Origin of the sequence: Nocardioides sp., from assembly GCF_047607365.1 — a bacterium.
In the GTDB taxonomy this organism is placed as follows: domain Bacteria; phylum Actinomycetota; class Actinomycetes; order Propionibacteriales; family Nocardioidaceae; genus Nocardioides.
Genome location: NZ_JASGDD010000249.1, coordinates 1 through 16,584, shown reverse-complemented (window position 1 = coordinate 16,584; position 16,584 = coordinate 1). Strand labels below are relative to the sequence as shown.

The following is a 16,584-nucleotide window of genomic DNA, read 5'->3' as shown; positions in this document are numbered from 1 at the left end:
TCAAACGCTCCATGGCCGCCGGCTACGCCGGAGTACAGAACCCCCTCTTCTTCCGCGACAACACCCACATGCTCTTCGGCGACGCCAAAGACAAGATCACCGACATCCTCAACACCCTCCCCATCAAAACCTGACCCGGCGGCCACTACGGCCGGGGCCAGGACCTTCCCTCGCGCCGCTCGATGTCGGAGTTGTACTTCCGCATCAGCCGGGCGAGCGTGCTGAGCTCCTCGGGCGACCAGTGCTCGAAGACGCCGCGCATCCCCGCGACGTTCGCCTGCCGCTCCTCGGCGAGTCGGCGCCGGCCCTCCTCGGTGACCTGGAGCTTGCGCGCGAGCCCGCCGCCGAGATCGGCGATGCGCTCGATGAGGCCCGCCTTGATCATGGCGTTGGTCTGACGGCTCAGCGTCGACGCGTCGAGGCCGAAGGCCTCACTCAGCTGGGGCACCGACATCGGCCCCTCGAGCACCAGCCGGGCGAGCAGCGTCCGCGCGCTCCGCTCCAGTCGCTGGAGACCGTCGGCGTGCGGCTTCATCGGGCTGAGGTGACGTCCCAGGAGCATCGACTCGAACTCGATCGCCTCGATCGCTCGGGTCACGTCAGGGGAATCGCGTGTCACACCGCCTCCTCATCGGTCCGTCGCCACGTGACCTTACTCGCATTGCAGTCTGCATGTTATGTGCATAGTACATTGTTGTTGTATAGTGCATGACATGTCTTCCATCTCCCCTGCCTCTCTCCCTGTCGCGGAGACACGAGCGCCTCGGCCCGGCGCCGTGGTGGCGGTCCTCGCCTACGCGGGCATCACGGCTGCGCTCATGCAGACGATCGTCGTCCCGCTCATCGGCCAGCTCCCCGAGCTGCTCGACACCTCCGCCGCGAACGCCTCCTGGGTGATCACGGCGACCCTGCTCTCCGCGGCGGTCGCGACGCCGATCAGCGGCCGGCTCGGCGATCTGTACGGCAAGCGGCGGATGATGCTGGTCTGCGCGGCGGTCCTGATCGTCGGCTCGGTCCTCTGCGCCGTCGCCACCTCGCTGACGCCGATGCTGGTGGGCCGCGCCCTCCAGGGCGCCGGCATGGGCCTGGTCCCGCTCGGCATCAGCGCGATGCGCGACCTCCTGCCGGCCGAGAAGCTGGGCTCCTCGATCGCGCTGATGAGCGCCTCGATGGGCATCGGCAGCGCCTTCGGGCTCCCTCTGGCAGCCGCGGTCGCCGAGCACTCCAACTGGCGCGTCCTCTTCTGGGCCGCCACCGGGCTCGCCGTCGTCGTCCTGCTGCTCATCCTGGCTCTCATCCCGGCGACCCCGATCAGCGCCTCGGGGAGCTTCGACCTCATCGGCGGGGTCGGCCTGACGATCGGCCTGGTCTGCTTCCTGCTCGGAGTCTCCAAGGGCGCCGACTGGGGCTGGGACAGCCCCCTCACCCTGGGTCTGCTGGCCGCCGCCCTCGTCGTCCTGCTCGCCTGGGGCTGGTTCGAGCTGCGCGTCACAGACCCGCTGGTCGACCTTCGCGTCACGGCGACGCCCGTCGTACTCCTGACGAACGTCGCCTCGCTCGTCATCGGCCTCGCGATGTACGCCCAGTCGCTCATCGTCCCACAGCTCCTCCAGCTTCCGACGAGCACCGGCTACGGCCTCGGCCAGGACATGCTCCAGATGGGCCTCTGGATGGCGCCCGGCGGCATCATGATGTTCGTGATGTCGCCCCTGGGCGCCCGGATCTCCCGCGCGAGGGGTCCACGGATCACGCTCGCCCTGGGCGCCGTCGTCATCGCGGTCGGCTATCTCCTCGCGATGACGCTGATGTCCTCGACCTGGGGTCTGGCGATCGCGGTCGCCGTCGGCAGCAGCGGTGTCGCTCTGGCGTACGGCGCGATGCCGGCCCTCATCATGGGATCGGTGCCGCTCTCGGAGACGGCATCGGCCAACAGCTTCAACACCCTGATGCGCTCGGTGGGGACGTCGGTCTCCTCGGCGATGGTCGGAGTCGTGCTGGCGCAGATGACCACCGACGTCGGAGGCGTCACCCTGCCGAGCAAGGGCGGCTTCACGACCGGCTTCGTGATCGGGGCCGTCGCGGCGGTGGCTGCCGCGCTCGTCGCGCTGACCATCCCCACCCGCGCGAGTCGGACTGCCGAGTCCCGAATCGAGCACCCGGCGACCGAGCCGCTCGAGGCGTAGCCGGCTCCGGCTCAGTCCAGGGGGAAGTGACAGGCGGCGAACTGCCGGGGACGTACCTCCCGCATCTCGGGCTCCTCGACGCTGCAGACATCCTGGGCGATCGGGCAGCGGGCCCGGAAGCGGCATCCGGAGGGCGGGTTCAGGGGAGAGGGGATGTCGCCGGTCAGCGCGGGACCGGCGAATCCCCCCTCGTCCTCCGGTGAGGGCACCGAGTCGAGGAGGCCGCGGGTGTAGGGGTGCGCCGGCCGCTCATAGACCTCGAGGGAGTCGCCGAACTCGCAGGTCTTCCCGAGGTACATCACCAGCACGTTGTCGCTGAAGCTGCGGACGACTCCGAGGTCGTGCGCGATGAAGACGATGGTGAGCTCGTACTTCGCCTTCAGCTCCTCGAGCAGATTGAGGATCTGGGCCTGGACGGAGACGTCGAGCGCGGACACGGGCTCGTCGCAGATGAGGAGCCCGGGACGGACCGCGAGCGCACGCCCGATGGCGACGCGCTGCGCCTGGCCGCCCGAGAGCTGACGCGGCAGCATGTCGGCGAACCGCTCGCTCGGCAGCCCGACCTGGGTCAGGAGCTCGGGAGCGAGCGCCTGGCGCTCCTTCTTCGGGGTTCCGGCGACGGTCAGGCCCTCGGTGACGACGTCCTTGACCACGCGCCGCGGGTTCAACGAGCTGACCGGGTCCTGGAAGATCATCTGCATGTCGCGGCGCAGCTCGCGCATCCGGGCGTGCGAGGCGTCCTCGATCGACTCCTCGCGGTAGCGGACGTGGCCTCCCGCGATGGGATCGAGCCGGAGGACGGCTCGCCCCGTCGTCGACTTCCCACACCCGGACTCGCCCACGATGCCGAGCGTCTCACCGGGCAGGAGGTCGAAGCTGACGCCGTCGACCGCCTTGAAGCTGCCTCTCGGCGTCTGGTACTCCACCTCGAGATCCTCGACCGAGAGGATCGCCGAGTCACCGCGCAGGTGCGCGCTTCCACTACCGGCCAACGAACTCGGCCTCCTTCGCATCGACGGGGTTCAGGCACGCGACGGCGTGCCCCGCGCGGATCTCGACCATCGGCGGCTGTCCGACGAGGCAGGCATCGGTCGCCGCCCCGCAGCGCGGCGCGAAACGACATCCCGGAGGCGGGTCGGTCGGGGACGGCAGCGATCCGGGAATGACGTTGAGCAGTCCGTGTCGCTCCTGGTCGATCGTCGGCGTCGCGGCCAGCAGCGCGTGCGTGTACTGGTGCTGAGCGTGCTGGAAGACCTCCCGGCTCGTGCCGATCTCGCCGAGCCGGCCGGCGTACATCACCGCCGTGCGATCGGTGCGGCCGGCGACGACGTGCAGGTCGTGCGAGATCAGCATCAGCGACATGTCGCGCTCGGTCTGCACCCGGCGGAGCAGGTCGAGGACCTGTCGCTGGATGGTGACGTCGAGCGCCGTCGTGGGCTCGTCCGCGATCAGGAGGTCAGGCTCGCACGCCAGCGCGACCGCGATCATGACGCGCTGGCGCATGCCTCCGGACAGCTCGTGCGGGAAGGCCCGCAGCCGGCGCTCCGGATCCGGCACCCCGACCTCCTTCAGGAGGGCGAGGGCCCGCGTCTGCGCCTCCGAGCGCGACACCCCGAGGTGCCGGCGCATCCCCTCGGTCAGCTGCCGATCGATGCGCACCACGGGGTTGAGCGACCGGCCCGGATCCTGGAAGACCATCGCGATCTGCTTGCCCCAGACCTCCTCGAGCTCCTTCTTCCGGAGCCCGAGGAGGTCACGGCCCTTGAAGAGCACGTCTCCGGTCCGTGCCGACCGCGTCGGCATCAGGCCCATCACCGCTCGGGCCATCACGGACTTGCCCGATCCGGACTCGCCGACCACCCCGAGCGCCTCACCGGCGCACAGGTCGAAGCTCACGCCGTCGACCGCCTTCACCACCCCCCGAGGGGAGCCGATGTAGGCATGGAGATCGCGGACCTGGAGCAGTGAGTCGTCGCTCATCACCGAACCTGCCTTCGTGTCAGGACTTGATCCAGAGGTCGACCGCTGCCGGCGTGGTGTAGCCGTACATCGTCACCCCGCCGACCTTGCTGGTGAGGATGGCGCCGTTCAGGAAGTCCTGGAACAGGATGTACGGCACCTGGTCCGCCAGACGCTCCTGGACGATCTTGTACTGCTCCTTCTGAGCGTCGACGTCGTCGACCGAGGCGAGCGCCGCGTCCAGCGCCTTGTTCATGTCCGCGTCGTTGATCCGGGAGTAGTTAGTCCGGTCAGCCTCACCACTGAGAGTGCCCCAGAGCCGGGAGGCCGGGTCGACGAAGGCGAGCGACGACGTCGCCATGTCGTAGTCGCCCGTGGTCGTGACGACGCCCTGCTCGGAGGTGTCGCGCTGGTCGGCGGTGACCTTCACGTTCTTGTACTTGGCGAGCTGCGCCTGGAGCGCGTCGAACGTCGCCGACCCGACACCGGGGAAGACCGTGTACTTGAACTCCAACGGCTTGCCCTCGGCCGCCAGCTCGTCGAAGAGCTTCTGGGCCTTGTCCGCGTCGTAGGTGTGCAGCGGGATGTCCTCGTAGAAGGGGGACTCCTTCTTGAAGAGAGTCTCCGGGGCGGAGCCGTTGCCGCGGTTGATCGCATCCGACAGCTGGTCCAGGTCGAGCGCGTAGGCGACGGCCTGCCGGGCGCGCACGTCGTCGAACGGCGCCTTGGAGGTGTTGAGCATGAAGCCGACGCCGCCGTTGAAGGTGTAGATCTCGTTGGTCAGTCCGGCCGCCTTCGACTCGGCGAAGGTCGACGCGCTCGAGTTCATGATCATGTCGGCCTGACCGGAGACGATCGCGTTGAGCCGCTGGGCGTCGTCGCTGACGCCCTGGATCTCGAGAGCGTCCAGGTGCGCCGGCGTACCGGCGTAGTCCGGGTTCTTCTTCAGCTTGAGCGTGCCGCCCTGGGTCCAGGACTCGAAGACGAACGGGCCGGCGCCGATCGGGTTCTTGTTGAACGCCTCCTGGCCCTTCTGCAAGGCGGTCGGGGAGGCAATCCACTGCAGCGAGTAGATCGGCATCAGGCCGATGAAGCCGGGCTCCGGCTTGACCATGTGCAGCTTCGCCGTGAGGTCGTCGACGACCTCGATGTGGTCGATCTCGCTGGCGATGCCGGCGCTCGCGGAGCCGAGCTTCGGGTCCTTCATCCGGTCCCAGTTGAACTTGATCGCCTCGGCGTTCACCGGCGTGCCGTCGGTGAAGGTCAGGCCCTCCGGCATGACGACGTCCCAGGTCGCACCGCCGTCGCTGGTGGTGAAGGACTTGCACATCACGCAGTCGTAGCCACCGGTCTCGGAGTTCGCCTTGACGAACTGGCCGTACAGGGCGGTGAAGGTGACCGGCATCGAGGTGGAGCTGAAGACCTGCACCGGGTCGAAGCCGGTCGGCTGGGCCACCTCGAGCACACGCATGGTGCCGCCCTCGACCGGATCGCCGTCGGCCTGGTTCCCGCCCGTGCCACCGCTGCTCGTGTCGCTGCCCCCGCAAGCAGCCAGCAGGAGCGTCGCCGCGGCGGCGGTCGCAATCAGCGCTGATTTCGTTCGTGAGATCACGATATCTCTGTCTTTCTCTTATGAGCCCGGAGTGGGCGGTCGGGGGCAGCCGACGTCGTACGACGTCAGCCGAGTCGGTGCTGGGATCAGTCCTGGAGCGTCCGGTCGAACCGGTGCCGGAGGTGCTCGCCCGCCTGGTTGAGCGCGAACACGGTGACGAAGAGGACAGCCGCCGGTACGAAGACCAGGTGAGGCGACGTACGCAGCTCGGTCGCGCCCGCGTTGATCATTCCTCCCCAGCTGGGGGTGGGCGGCGGGATGCCGAGTCCGAGGAAGCTCAACGAGCCCTCGGCGACGATGAGCGCCGCGACGACGAGCGGAAGATAGGCCGCGAGGGTCGGCACGACGTTGGGGAGGACCTCGCGCACCAGGATGCGCCCGTTCGTGGCACCCATGTTCTTGGCGGCGCGGACGAACTCGCGGCTCGACCAGGCCATGGTGTTGGCCCGCGCCAGCCGGATGAAGGTCGGCGTGCTCGTGAGGGCGAGACCGATCAGCAGGGTGGGCACGCTGGGCGAGAAGATCGCGGTGATCGCGAGCAGCAGCACCAGCGCCGGGAACGAGAGCAGCACGTCGGCGACCAGGCAGACCAGCCAGTCGACCCAGCCACGGAAGTAGCCGGCCAGCAGACCCAGGAAGGTGCCGAGCAGGACGCCGCCGGCCGCCGAGGCGCTGCCGACCACCAGTGAGACCTGGCCGCCGAAGATCGTCCGGGAGAGGAGCGATCGGCCGGTGCCGTCGGTCCCGAGCAGGGTGTCGATCGAGCCGAAGCCGGGACTCTGACGTGGAGTGCCGACGACGGCGTCGACGGCCGGGATCGGGAGGACCGAGGCGAAGACCGCCAGCAGGATCAGCAGCGCGATCCATGCATAGGAGAACCAGACCAGGACCGACCACTGCCGCTTGGCCGTCGGCACGACCGGGATCCGGCTCGCGGCGTTCGTCGGACGACGGCTCCGTCCCACCGAGGCAGGCTTGGCGAGGGCGCTCATGCCGCCACCGCCTTCCGCACCGCCGGCCGGGCGGCGCGCTTGGCCCGCGGGCCGCGGCGCACCCGCGGGTCGATCAGGCCGTAGCCGACGTCGACCAGCATGTTGATCACGACGAAGGTGACCGCGATGAAGGTGACGACTCCCTGGACCGTGATCACGTCGCGCTGGATGATCGAGTTGGAGATGAGCTGGCCGAGCCCGGGCAGCACGAAGAGCGTCTCCACGATGATCGTGCCGCCGATCAGGCGAGCGAGGCTGAGCCCCGAGATCGTGAGGAGCGCGAAGGAGGAGGGCCGGAACGCGTGCCGAAACATCACGTAGGCCCGTGACAGCCCCTTGGCCCTGGCCGCCGCGACGAAGTCCTCACGGAGCGTGCCGATCAGGTCCGCGCGCAGCACCCGGTGGAACGCCGCGATCTCCGTCAGGGCCACCGCGACGGCGGGCAGCAGGGCGCTCCGAAGGTTCGGGCCGATGCCGCCCGAGAGCGGCGACCAGCCCAGAGCGGGGAGGACCTTCAGGTTGACCGCGAAGAAGTAGACCAGGATCGGCCCGGCCACGAAGGCCGGCACGGAGAGGAAGACCGACGTCACCGCGTTGATCGCACGGTCCACCCCCCGGTTCGGGAAGGAGGCGGAGAGGACCGCCAGCGGGATCGAGACGAGCAGGGCGATGATCAGGGCCAGTGCCGCCAGCTCCAGTGTGATCGGCAGGCGCTGCAGGATCGCGTCGGTGACACCCAGGTGGCTGATCGGCGAGGTGCCGAGATCCCCTCGTACGGCGTGGGCCAGCCAGTCGCCGTACTGGACGAAGAAGGAGCGGTCGAAGCCGAGCTCCTTGTTGAGCTCCGCGACGTTCTCCGGCGTCGCCGCCTCGCCGAGGACGACCTCGGCGATGGATCCGGGCGCGAGGCTCATCAGGGCCCGCACGCCCACCGTCACCAGGAAGATGACCAGCAGTGCGTAGCCGACCCGTCGGCGGAGGTTAGACCACATGGCGGGACCCCCACTGCGGGACCGACGGCACACACTGGATCAACACGTGAACTCCTTGTCCGGGCTGCCGAGAGAGACGATTCGCTGGCGTTCCGTTTAAAGGAACATATGTGTTCTATAACGGAATATCTGAAGTGTGTTGCGCATCACACAGGTTGTCAAGGGGTGCTGTGGCACGCGGGAAGAGCGTTTCCGGACGTCGCGGGGCACCGAGCGGCAGTGTGCTCAAGGCGCTTATTCGTTGCGCTCTACGAAACCGTGGAGGCCCCACTGCGCCGAGGAGGGGGAAACCGGGCACCGGCCGGAGCGGCGCGGAGCCTGGGCACCAGACACAAAGAAAGGACCCCCGGGCCTGCGTCACCGCAGGCCCGGGGGCTCATGATCTGTGGGTAGATGACAGAAGTCGCTGGCCTACAGGAACGCGGCAGTCTCGACGAGCTCGGAGTCCCTTCGCCCAGCCCGCTGGCCATCGCCCTCAAGAACCTGCCGCTCCACAAGTTGTTGGACAAGCTGAGGGGCCAGGTCAGCTGCCAGGTTCGTCGCGGATCGGGAGCTCGGTCGCGACCTCGTGATCAAGGGCCTCGAGGCGCTCACCGGTCGAGTATCTGCGCTCGACGACTTCTGCCGGGAGCAACTGGAGCGCCCCGGGGAGGTCGTCGCTCACACGCCAGTAGAAGAGGTCCCCGCCCTCGATGTTCAGTTGTCGGGCTAGGCGGATGGGCAGGCGGAGCTGGAGCTTCGCGCTCAGCGGATGCGGTCCGTCCAGAGATCCCACGACTCAAGAGTGCGGTTGGTTTACATTTTTTACAACACGCCGCATGAGAGCGCGTCGATGTGGGCGCGGGTGTCTACGGTGGGACGTAAGGGCTGACCCGGGCCCACTTGGCCCGGTTAGGCACTTTCCGCCCCCTGGGAAACCAGGGGGCCCTTTGCTTCTGTCAGCGCAGCACGATGCCCGGCTTGGACCGCGGCTTCACCTTGGAGACTGCGGTGTGGGTCGCGGGGCCGATGACGTCCCACATGGTGTCGGGGCAGACGCGAGCAATACTTGGACCAGGCGGCACTACGGCACGGAACGCGGCGTAGGCAACGAGGTCGGCCATCTGGATGAAGTACGACTGGTCGGATCGCCGCGGGACCGGATCGTCGACCAGACGCCGTGCAGGGTTGTTCGAGGAACCCGGCCCGAACGCTCGTCCGGAGGTCAAGTGCCGGCGAGATCGTCGCACCCACCGGCGTATGGCGTCGTCCTCTCCTTCGTCGTGGAAGACGGCGAAGGTCGCCTTCTCGTAGTAGCTCGTGCGCTCCAGCCGTTGCAGCAGCGTCTCCCAAGCGAGGTCGAAGTACTCCGTCGGGGTCAACTCGGGCTGGTTGCGCTTATCGATGACCACCGCGAACGCGCGGGCGGGCAACTGCGCGAGCACCGACATATGGGCCCGGTAGATGATCCGGCGCGCGTCGGGCCCAAGGGCGTAAGGCCGCAGGTCGCCGGAGTTGCGCAGGAGGTAGTTCGCCTTGATCTCGGCGCGCATGTGCACACCGAACTTGTCCTTGACACGGCGTCTGAAGTCGAGAAGTTGATCGAAGGCGTCGGGCCAGATGTCAGCATCGACGAGCACGCAGCCGAGGGTGTAGGTCAGCGACGCGCCACCGCTCACGGCACCGGTGTTGCCGCTCTCGTCGATGTACGCCAGAAGCACCTTCGAATGTTGGCTTGCATGGACAGGAATTTGCCGACGCCACGCTGAGCGGCAGTTCGCTGCACGCAGCGGTCGTCTGGCGCACTCGTAACATCGCGAGCATGGACTACACGGGCATCGACCGCAGCGCGTTGGCCGTCGCCGACACTCTCTGCTCTCTTGGCCGGGATAAACTCGATGAACTCGGTGTCACGAGCAAGGCACCGATGAACTCCATACAAGAGACCATCACCAAGCTCACGCCAGCGAACTTCTGGCTTCCTCTCTTCGAGCACGGCCTCCGCACAGCTCACGATCTGATGGCCCACCAGCGCGGCGCCCGAGCGGCCGGCGACCGACCGCTCCAGACCCCGCCGGAGAGCCCCGAAAACAGCAGAACGGCCGGCCAGGTCTCCCTGGCCAGCCGTTCTGTCAAAACACTTCGGATGGTTTTGTTAACCACCCATCTGTGCGCGAGGGGGGATTTGAACCCCCACACCCTTTCGGATACTGGCACCTGAAGCCAGCGCGTCTGCCGTTCCGCCACTCGCGCGAGAAGCCTGCTCAGACTAGCGGAGCGGCCGTTGCCCACCCAAACCGGCGCGGGTCCCGACCGACCTCGCGCAGTGTGGATACGATCGAGCGAAGCCCGGGGCCCCCACGTCGGGCTCGTGGCGCGTGCCTGGACGCACCGCTGGGGCGACAGGCAGACAGCGGCAGAGAGCGGGCAGAGAGGAGGCGCCATGAGCGCACTGCAGCGGTTCGAGCAGCGCCTCGAGTCCCTCGTCTCCGGCGTCTTCGCCAAGGCGTTCCGCAGCGCGGTCCAGCCGGTCGAGATCGCCGCGGCCCTCCAGCGCGAGTGCGACAACAACGCCCAGGTGCTCTCCCGCCAGCGCAAGCTCGTGCCCAACGATTTCCACGTCGAGCTCAGCAGCACCGACCTCGAGCGGCTGCGGCCGTACGACAGCGCGCTGGAGTCCGACCTGAGCAACCAGCTCCACGAGCACGCCGAGGCGCAGGGCTATGTCTTCCCGGGCCCGATCAGCATCGACTTCGCCGACGCCCCCGACCTCACCACCGGGCGCTTCCGCATCCGCAGCGGCGCCAAGGCCCAGGTCAGCGGCGACGCCAGCGAGACCCGGCTGACCCGCGCGCACGCCGTACTGGAGGTGAACGGGACGCGCCACCCGCTGGACACCAGCATCGTCGTCGGCCGTGGCTCGGAGGCCGACGTGCGGATCAACGACCCCGGCGTGAGCCGCCGGCACGTCGAGTTCCGGGTCACCGGTCGCGGGCCGATCCCCCGCATCGAGGTCCACGACCTCGGCTCCACCAACGGCATCCTGGTCAACGGGCAGCGGATGCAGAGCTCGGTCGCCGACGACGGGACCGAGGTGAAGGTCGGCCACACCGTGCTCACGGTCCGTCTGCTCGAGGAGCCCACACCATGACCACCCCACCGCTTCGCTCGCTGCGCTCCCGAACCGGCAGGGACCCCGGATGAGCGAGCTGACCCTCTTCCTCATCAAGATCGCCTTCCTGGCGATCCTGTGGATCTTCGTGCTCTCCACGGTGAGCGTGCTGCGCAGCGATCTCTTCGGCGCCCGGGTCGCCGGCACCGCCGCCTCCGGCCGCAAGCAGGCGAAACAGGCGAAGCAGCCCAAGGCGCGTACGCCGAAGCGCGGCGTCCCGACCCACGTGCTCGTGGTCCAGGGCGCCAACAAGGGCGATCGGGCGGAGCTGTCCGAGGCGCCGATCCTCATCGGCCGCGGCTCCGACGCGGCGATCCGGCTCGACGACGACTACGTCTCCACCCGCCACGCGCGGATCGCCACCAACGGCGACACGTGGTTCGTCGAGGACCTCGGCTCCACCAACGGCACCTACATCGGCACCGTCCGCCTCACCCAGCCGACGACCCTCACCCTCGGCACCCAGGTCCGGATCGGCAAGACCATCCTGGAGCTGCGTCGATGACGGAGGCATCCGGGACATCTCAGAGCGCGACGCCGGAGGAGCCGACGGAGACGACAGAGCCCCTCCACCTCCGGTTCGCCGCGATCAGCGACGTCGGCCGGATCCGCAAGGACAACCAGGACAGCGGGTACGCCGGCCCCTGGCTGCTCGCGGTCTGCGACGGCGTCGGGGGCGCGGCCCGGGGAGACCTCGCGAGCAGCACCGCCCTGACCCAGATCCGCAACCTCGACAACGCCCCGCCCCCCGAGCACACCGACGAGGACCTCCTCACCCAGGTCGCCGGCGCCCTGCACCGCGCGCACGACCGGATCGCCGAGCTGGTCGAGGCCGACCCGTCGCTGTCGAGCACCAGCACCACCGCCACGGTCGGGCTCTTCGACGGTGCGCGCCTGGCGGTCGGCCACGTGGGCGACTCCCGCGCCTACCTCCTCCGCGAGGGCGACCTCAGCCAGATCAGCCACGATCACACCTTCGTGCAGACGCTGGTCGACGAGGGCCGGATCACCGAGGACGAGGCTCGCTACCACCCGCATCGCAACCTGATCCTGCGCGCCATCGACGGCCAGCGCGAGGTGGAGCCCGACCTCTACGTCATCGCGCTCCAGGCCGGCGACCGGCTGATGTTCTGCAGCGACGGCGTCTGCGGCTCGCTCGCCGACCTGCGGATCGCCGACATCCTGGGCACCGGCACGCCCGACTTCGCCGCGGTCGAGCTGGTCCGCGCGAGCCTCGACGCGGGCAGCTCCGACAACGTCACCTGCCTGGTCGCCGACGTCGTGGCCGAGGAGCCCGTCGACACCATCCCGCAGCTGGTCGGCGCGGCGGCGGAGCTGCGCCGGCGCAAGATCTTCAAGGGCCACCGCGGCGGCGACACCGGCGAGCTGGAGGTGGTCGACCCGACCGACTTCGCCGACGATCCGCTGCCCGAGGGCGCGCGGCTCGACGACCCGATCGACGCCGAGGCCGCGCGCTACGCGCCGGGGCCGGAGCCGTCCGGCGGCCGCTGGGTGCGCCGACTGCTGCTCGTCGTCGTCGCCCTCGGCCTGCTCTGGGCGCTGATCGGGATCGGGCTGGCCTGGTCGCAGCGGCAGTTCTACGTCGGGGTCCGCGGCGACGAGGTGATGATCTACCGCGGTCTGCCGACCACCATCGTGGGCATCTCGCTCGGCACGCCGTACGAGTCCACCGGCGTGAAGGTCGACGCCCTGTCGGACTTCGACGCGACCGAGGTCCGCGACGGCGTCGCGCAGGGCAGCAGGGCGGCGGCCGAGAAGTACGTCGCCACGCTCGCCGCCCGCGCGACGGAGGCGGCCGACACGACCGACACGGACTCGACCGGGACGACGCCCTGATGGCCTCGCTCACCGTCTCGTCGGTCGCCGCTCCCGGCTTCGTCCACCGCAGTCGCCGCAACGCGGAGCTGGTGCTGCTCGTGCTCGCGCTGGTCGTCGGCATCGGCGCCTACGCCGCGGTCGGGCTGGGCGTCGACCACCGCGTCCCCGCCGACATCTACCGGTACGGCGGCTGGCTGGTCGCCCTCGTCCTCGCGGCCCACATCACCATCCGGCTCGTCGCGCCCTACGCCGACCCGGTCCTGCTCCCGATCGTGGCCGCGCTCAACGGACTCGGCCTGGCCGTCATCCACCGCATCGACCTGGCCCGGGCCGCGGTCGGCAAGGACAACGACTTCGCCGCCCGGCAGCTGATCTGGATGTCGCTCGGCGTCGTGCTCTTCATCGCCACGCTCGTGGTGATCTCGGACCATCGCAACCTGCAACGGCTGACCTATACGAGCGGGCTCGCCGCCGTCGTACTCCTCCTGCTGCCGATGGCCCCCGGCATCGGGCGCAACATCAACGGCTCCCGGATCTGGATCCACGTCGGGTCGCTGAACTTCCAGCCGGGCGAGGTGGCCAAGGTGCTGCTCGTCATCTCCTTCGCCGGCTACCTCGTGCTCCACCGCGACGCCCTGGCGCTGGCCGGGCGCCGGGTCGCCGGGATCGACCTGCCCCGCGGCCGCGACCTCGGCCCGATCCTCAGCATGTGGCTGGTGAGCCTGGTCGTGCTGATGTCGCAGCGCGACCTGGGCTCCGGCCTGCTCTTCTTCGGGCTCTTCATCGTGATGCTCTACGTCGCCACGGAGCGGTCGGGCTGGCTGGCGGTCGGCGGCGTGCTGTTCGTCGTCGGCGTCAGCGCGATCTGGCTGCTCTCCGGGAAGATCGGCTTCCTCGCCCACGTCCGGAACCGGTTCGACATCTGGCTCCACCCGATGGAGTACTTCGACCGCTCCCCCGGTTCGGGCCAGCTCGTCGAGGGACTCTTCGGGATGAGCTGGGGCGGCCTGATCGGGCGCGGCTTCGGCGAGGGCCGGCCCACCCGGGTGCCCTACGCCGAGAGCGACTTCATCATCGCGAGCATCGGCGAGGAGCTCGGCCTCTGCGCGGTGATGGCGATCATCGTGCTCTACGCGCTGCTGGTCGAGCGCGGCCTGCGGACGGCGCTGATCAGCCGGGACGACTTCGGCAAGCTCATGGCGGTCGGCCTCGCCACGTCGCTGGGCCTCCAGGTCTTCACGGTCATCGGCGGCGTCACCCGGCTCATCCCGCTCACCGGCCTGACCACGCCGTTCCTCTCCTCGGGCGGCTCCTCGCTCGTCGCCAACTGGGTGATCATCGCGCTGCTGCTGCGCATCTCCGACCATGCCCGGCGCCCGCTGCCCGACCTCGTCGTGGTCCAGGACGACACCAACACCCAGGTGATCCGAGGCGTCTCGTGAGCACCCCACCGATGCCCTCGCCGCGCTCGCGAATCAGCGGGGACCCCGCATGAACCGTCCCATCCGCATCCTCTCGATCCTGCTCGGGATCCTCTTCGGCGCGCTGCTGATCAACCAGACCTACCTGCAGTACTACGCGGCCGGGGGCTACAACTCCGACACCCGCAACCGCCGGGTCATCGACGCGGAGTACTCCCGTGAGCGCGGCGCGCTGCTCGTCGGCCGCACCGCGATCGCCGAGTCCAAGAAGTCCGAGGATCCCGACGACTCCTATGCGTTCCAGCGCACCTACGCCAAGCCCTACCTCTACTCCCCGCTGACCGGCTGGTTCGGCTACGGCGGCTCGGTGACCGGCCTGGAGAAGTCGCAGAACCAGGTGCTGTCCGGGGACGACGACCGGCTCTTCGTCAATCGCATGATCGACCTGCTCGGCAACGACGGCCCGAAGGGCGGCAACGTCGAGCTCACCATCAACGCGAAGGCGCAGAAGGCGGCGTACGACGGCCTCACCGCGCTGCCCGGCGACGTCAAGGGCGCGGTGGTCGCGATCGAGCCCAGCACCGGCCGGATCCTCGCCCTCGTCACGACGCCGACCTACGACCCCAACACGCTCTCCTCCCACGACTTCCCCGCCAACCAGGCGGCGTACGACAAGCTCAACGCCGATCCGGACGAGCCACTGCTCGACCGGGCGGTCCAGATGACGCTGCCGCCGGGATCGACCTTCAAGATCGTCACCGCCGCCGCCGCGATCGAGACCCTGGGCAAGTACGACGCCGAGTCCACCGTCCCGGGCGGCGACACCTATCAGCTCCCCCTCACGAAGGGCGAGTCCGGCCTGATCGACAACGAGGGCCGCTCCTGCGGCACCAGCAAGGGCGTGCCGTTCAAGCAGGCCATGGAGAACTCCTGCAACACCACCTTCGCCCAGCTGGCGGTCGAGGTCGGCGCCGAGGGGATGCAGAAGGTCGCCGAGGGGTTCGGCTTCAACCAGACCTACTTCGACCAGCTGCAGGGCACGAACGGCAAGTCGCTGACCGCGACCTCGGTCTTCCCGACGGACATGGACGAGGCACAGACCGGCCAGACCGGCTTCGGCCAGTTCGAGGTCCGCGCCACGCCGCTGCAGATGGCGATGGTCGCGGCCGGCATCGCCAACAACGGCGTCGTGATGAAGCCCTACGTCGTCGGCGAGGTGCAGTCCTCGGACTCCGACGTCGTCTACCAGGGCAAGACCCAGGAGCTCTCCCGCGCCGTCTCCGCCTCCACCGCGACCGAGGTGACCAAGCTGATGGTCGCCACCGTGGACGACGGCACCGCCTCGCCCGCGGCCATCGCCGGTGTCAAGGTCGCCGGCAAGACCGGCACCGCGCAGTCGGGCCAGGACGACGTGTCGCCCTACGCGTGGTTCACCTCCTTCGCCCCGGCCGAGAACGCGAAGGTCGCGGTCGCGGTCATGATCCAGAGCGCCGACATCCCCCGTGACGACGTCGCGGGCGGCAAGTACGGCGGACCGATCGCCAAGGCGGTCATGGAGGCAGTGCTCAAGTGAGCTATTTCATCGATCCCGGGAACCGCTACCGCGCGGACTCGCTCATCGCCACCGGCGGGATGGGCGAGGTCTGGCGCGGCCTGGACACCGCCCTCGACCGGCCCGTCGCCATCAAGGTGCTCAAGCAGGAGTACGCCGGCGACGGCATCTTCCGGGCGCGCTTCGAGGCCGAGGCCCGTCACGCGGCCAGCCTGTCGGACCCGCACATCGCCGCCGTGTGGGACGTCGGCCAGTCAGCGGCGGACGACGCCGGCGTACCCCGCCCGTTCCTCGTGATGGAGCTGGTCGACGGGCAGCCGCTGTCGGCCCTGATCCGCCGCGGCGACGGCATGGACCCCGACGTCGTCCGCGATCTCATCGCGCAGGCCGCGACCGGCCTCGGCGCCGCCCACCGCGCCCAGATCGTGCACCGCGACATGAAGCCGGCCAACCTGCTGGTTACCGCGGACCGGACCGTGAAGATCACCGACTTCGGCATCGCGCGAGCGCTGTCGGCGATGTCGCTCACCGGCACCGGCTCGGTGATGGGCACCCCGCAGTACCTCTCGCCCGAGCAGGCGCGCGGCGAGACGGCGACCCCGGCCTCGGACGTCTACGGGCTCGGCGTGGTCGCCTACGAGTGCCTCGCCGGCCGGCGTCCCTTCGACAAGGAGACCGCGGTCGCGACCGCACTCGCCCACCTGAACGACGAGGTCCCGCCGCTCCCCGACACCGTGCCCGCCGACCTCGCCGCGATCGTGATGCGCGCGCTGTCGAAGAAGCCGGCCGCCCGCTACCCGGACGGGGACGCCTTCGCCGCCGCGCTGCGCGGCTCCGGACCGGCCACCGCCGCGACCGCGATCGCCGGGGCGGTGCCGCCGGT

General features: G+C 69.2%; 16 protein-coding genes and 1 tRNA gene. 8 read left to right on the top strand and 9 right to left on the bottom strand.

All coding sequences use genetic code 11. The features are described from left to right. Positions 1 to 134 (top strand): NAD(P)(+) transhydrogenase (Re/Si-specific) subunit beta (locus QM572_RS19680; RefSeq protein WP_415095671.1); only part of this gene is annotated, 134 nt, incomplete at its 5' end. 11 nt (positions 135 to 145) lie between these two features. Here the strand turns inward: QM572_RS19680 and QM572_RS19675 are convergent. Next, the gene (locus QM572_RS19675; RefSeq protein ID WP_415095670.1) at positions 146 to 598 is read right to left on the bottom strand and encodes a MarR family winged helix-turn-helix transcriptional regulator; all 453 of its coding nucleotides are present in this window, start codon (positions 596 to 598) and stop codon (positions 146 to 148) included. 115 nt (positions 599 to 713) lie between these two features. Here QM572_RS19675 and QM572_RS19670 point away from each other — a divergent pair, with 115 nt between their 5' ends. Beyond that, positions 714 to 2,183, top strand: coding sequence for an MFS transporter (locus QM572_RS19670; protein ID WP_415095669.1), 1,470 nt, complete (start codon positions 714 to 716; stop codon positions 2,181 to 2,183). Positions 2,184 to 2,194: 11 nt separating this feature from the next. Here QM572_RS19670 and QM572_RS19665 read toward each other — a convergent pair whose 3' ends face one another. The 8 genes from QM572_RS19665 to QM572_RS19630 form a co-directional block, all read right to left on the bottom strand. Further along, entirely contained in the window at positions 2,195 to 3,175 is a 981-nt protein-coding gene (locus tag QM572_RS19665) for an ABC transporter ATP-binding protein (RefSeq protein ID WP_415095668.1), read from the bottom strand. Continuing rightward, a complete protein-coding gene (locus QM572_RS19660) occupies positions 3,165 to 4,163 on the bottom strand; it encodes an ABC transporter ATP-binding protein (RefSeq protein WP_415095667.1) in 999 nt (332 codons plus the stop codon). Before QM572_RS19660 ends, QM572_RS19665 begins: the two co-directional genes overlap by 11 nt. Positions 4,164 to 4,182: 19 nt before the next feature. Further along, positions 4,183 to 5,754: an ABC transporter substrate-binding protein gene (locus tag QM572_RS19655; RefSeq protein ID WP_415095666.1), complete on the bottom strand. Its 1,572-nt coding sequence runs from the start codon at positions 5,752 to 5,754 to the stop codon at positions 4,183 to 4,185. An 86-nt stretch (positions 5,755 to 5,840) separates the two neighbouring features. Then, the gene (locus QM572_RS19650) at positions 5,841 to 6,746 is read right to left on the bottom strand and encodes an ABC transporter permease (protein ID WP_415095665.1); all 906 of its coding nucleotides are present in this window, start codon (positions 6,744 to 6,746) and stop codon (positions 5,841 to 5,843) included. Further along, on the bottom strand, positions 6,743 to 7,738 hold the full coding sequence (locus QM572_RS19645; protein WP_415095664.1) for an ABC transporter permease: 996 nt from the start codon (positions 7,736 to 7,738) through the stop codon (positions 6,743 to 6,745). Before QM572_RS19645 ends, QM572_RS19650 begins: the two co-directional genes overlap by 4 nt. Before the next feature lie 523 nt (positions 7,739 to 8,261). Next, on the bottom strand, positions 8,262 to 8,513 hold the full coding sequence (locus QM572_RS19640) for an AbrB/MazE/SpoVT family DNA-binding domain-containing protein (RefSeq protein ID WP_415095663.1): 252 nt from the start codon (positions 8,511 to 8,513) through the stop codon (positions 8,262 to 8,264). Positions 8,514 to 8,676: 163 nt separating this feature from the next. Then, the gene (locus QM572_RS19635; RefSeq protein ID WP_415095662.1) at positions 8,677 to 9,438 is read right to left on the bottom strand and encodes a DUF3800 domain-containing protein; all 762 of its coding nucleotides are present in this window, start codon (positions 9,436 to 9,438) and stop codon (positions 8,677 to 8,679) included. Between the two features lie 449 nt (positions 9,439 to 9,887). Then, positions 9,888 to 9,970, bottom strand: a tRNA-Leu gene (locus tag QM572_RS19630). 190 nt (positions 9,971 to 10,160) lie between these two features. On the opposite strand from QM572_RS19630, the gene QM572_RS19625 reads away from it, so the two are divergent. The 6 genes from QM572_RS19625 to QM572_RS19600 all read left to right on the top strand — a co-directional run. Next, positions 10,161 to 10,868 carry an FhaA domain-containing protein gene (locus QM572_RS19625; protein WP_415095661.1) on the top strand — a complete coding sequence of 236 codons (708 nt, stop codon included), beginning with the start codon at positions 10,161 to 10,163 and terminating at the stop codon, positions 10,866 to 10,868. 49 nt (positions 10,869 to 10,917) lie between these two features. Then, positions 10,918 to 11,394 carry an FHA domain-containing protein gene (locus QM572_RS19620; RefSeq protein ID WP_415095660.1) on the top strand — a complete coding sequence of 159 codons (477 nt, stop codon included), beginning with the start codon at positions 10,918 to 10,920 and terminating at the stop codon, positions 11,392 to 11,394. Next, positions 11,391 to 12,746 carry a PP2C family protein-serine/threonine phosphatase gene (locus QM572_RS19615; protein ID WP_415095659.1) on the top strand — a complete coding sequence of 452 codons (1,356 nt, stop codon included), beginning with the start codon at positions 11,391 to 11,393 and terminating at the stop codon, positions 12,744 to 12,746. Before QM572_RS19620 ends, QM572_RS19615 begins: the two co-directional genes overlap by 4 nt. Continuing rightward, positions 12,746 to 14,170 (top strand): FtsW/RodA/SpoVE family cell cycle protein, encoded by a 1,425-nt coding sequence (locus QM572_RS19610; RefSeq protein WP_415095658.1) that lies wholly within the window; start codon positions 12,746 to 12,748, stop codon positions 14,168 to 14,170. Before QM572_RS19615 ends, QM572_RS19610 begins: the two co-directional genes overlap by 1 nt. 49 nt (positions 14,171 to 14,219) lie before the next feature. Next, on the top strand, positions 14,220 to 15,722 hold the full coding sequence (locus tag QM572_RS19605; RefSeq protein WP_415095657.1) for a peptidoglycan D,D-transpeptidase FtsI family protein: 1,503 nt from the start codon (positions 14,220 to 14,222) through the stop codon (positions 15,720 to 15,722). Next, positions 15,719 to 16,584: serine/threonine-protein kinase (locus QM572_RS19600; RefSeq protein ID WP_415095656.1), on the top strand; the 866-nt coding region annotated here is incomplete at its 3' end. The genes QM572_RS19605 and QM572_RS19600, both read left to right, overlap by 4 nt.

Excerpts from the sequence above, each read along its gene's own strand:
- QM572_RS19605 (WP_415095657.1), top strand. The coding sequence starts at position 14,220 with ATGAACCGTCCCATCCGCATCCTCTCGATCCTGCTCGGGATCCTCTTC.
- QM572_RS19660 (WP_415095667.1), bottom strand. The coding sequence starts at position 4,163 with ATGAGCGACGACTCACTGCTCCAGGTCCGCGATCTCCATGCCTACATC.
- QM572_RS19670 (WP_415095669.1), top strand. The coding sequence starts at position 714 with ATGTCTTCCATCTCCCCTGCCTCTCTCCCTGTCGCGGAGACACGAGCG.
- QM572_RS19610 (WP_415095658.1), top strand. The coding sequence starts at position 12,746 with ATGGCCTCGCTCACCGTCTCGTCGGTCGCCGCTCCCGGCTTCGTCCAC.
- QM572_RS19615 (WP_415095659.1), top strand. The coding sequence starts at position 11,391 with ATGACGGAGGCATCCGGGACATCTCAGAGCGCGACGCCGGAGGAGCCG.
- QM572_RS19645 (WP_415095664.1), bottom strand. The coding sequence starts at position 7,738 with ATGTGGTCTAACCTCCGCCGACGGGTCGGCTACGCACTGCTGGTCATC.
- QM572_RS19650 (WP_415095665.1), bottom strand. The coding sequence starts at position 6,746 with ATGAGCGCCCTCGCCAAGCCTGCCTCGGTGGGACGGAGCCGTCGTCCG.
- QM572_RS19620 (WP_415095660.1), top strand. The coding sequence starts at position 10,918 with ATGAGCGAGCTGACCCTCTTCCTCATCAAGATCGCCTTCCTGGCGATC.
- QM572_RS19625 (WP_415095661.1), top strand. The coding sequence starts at position 10,161 with ATGAGCGCACTGCAGCGGTTCGAGCAGCGCCTCGAGTCCCTCGTCTCC.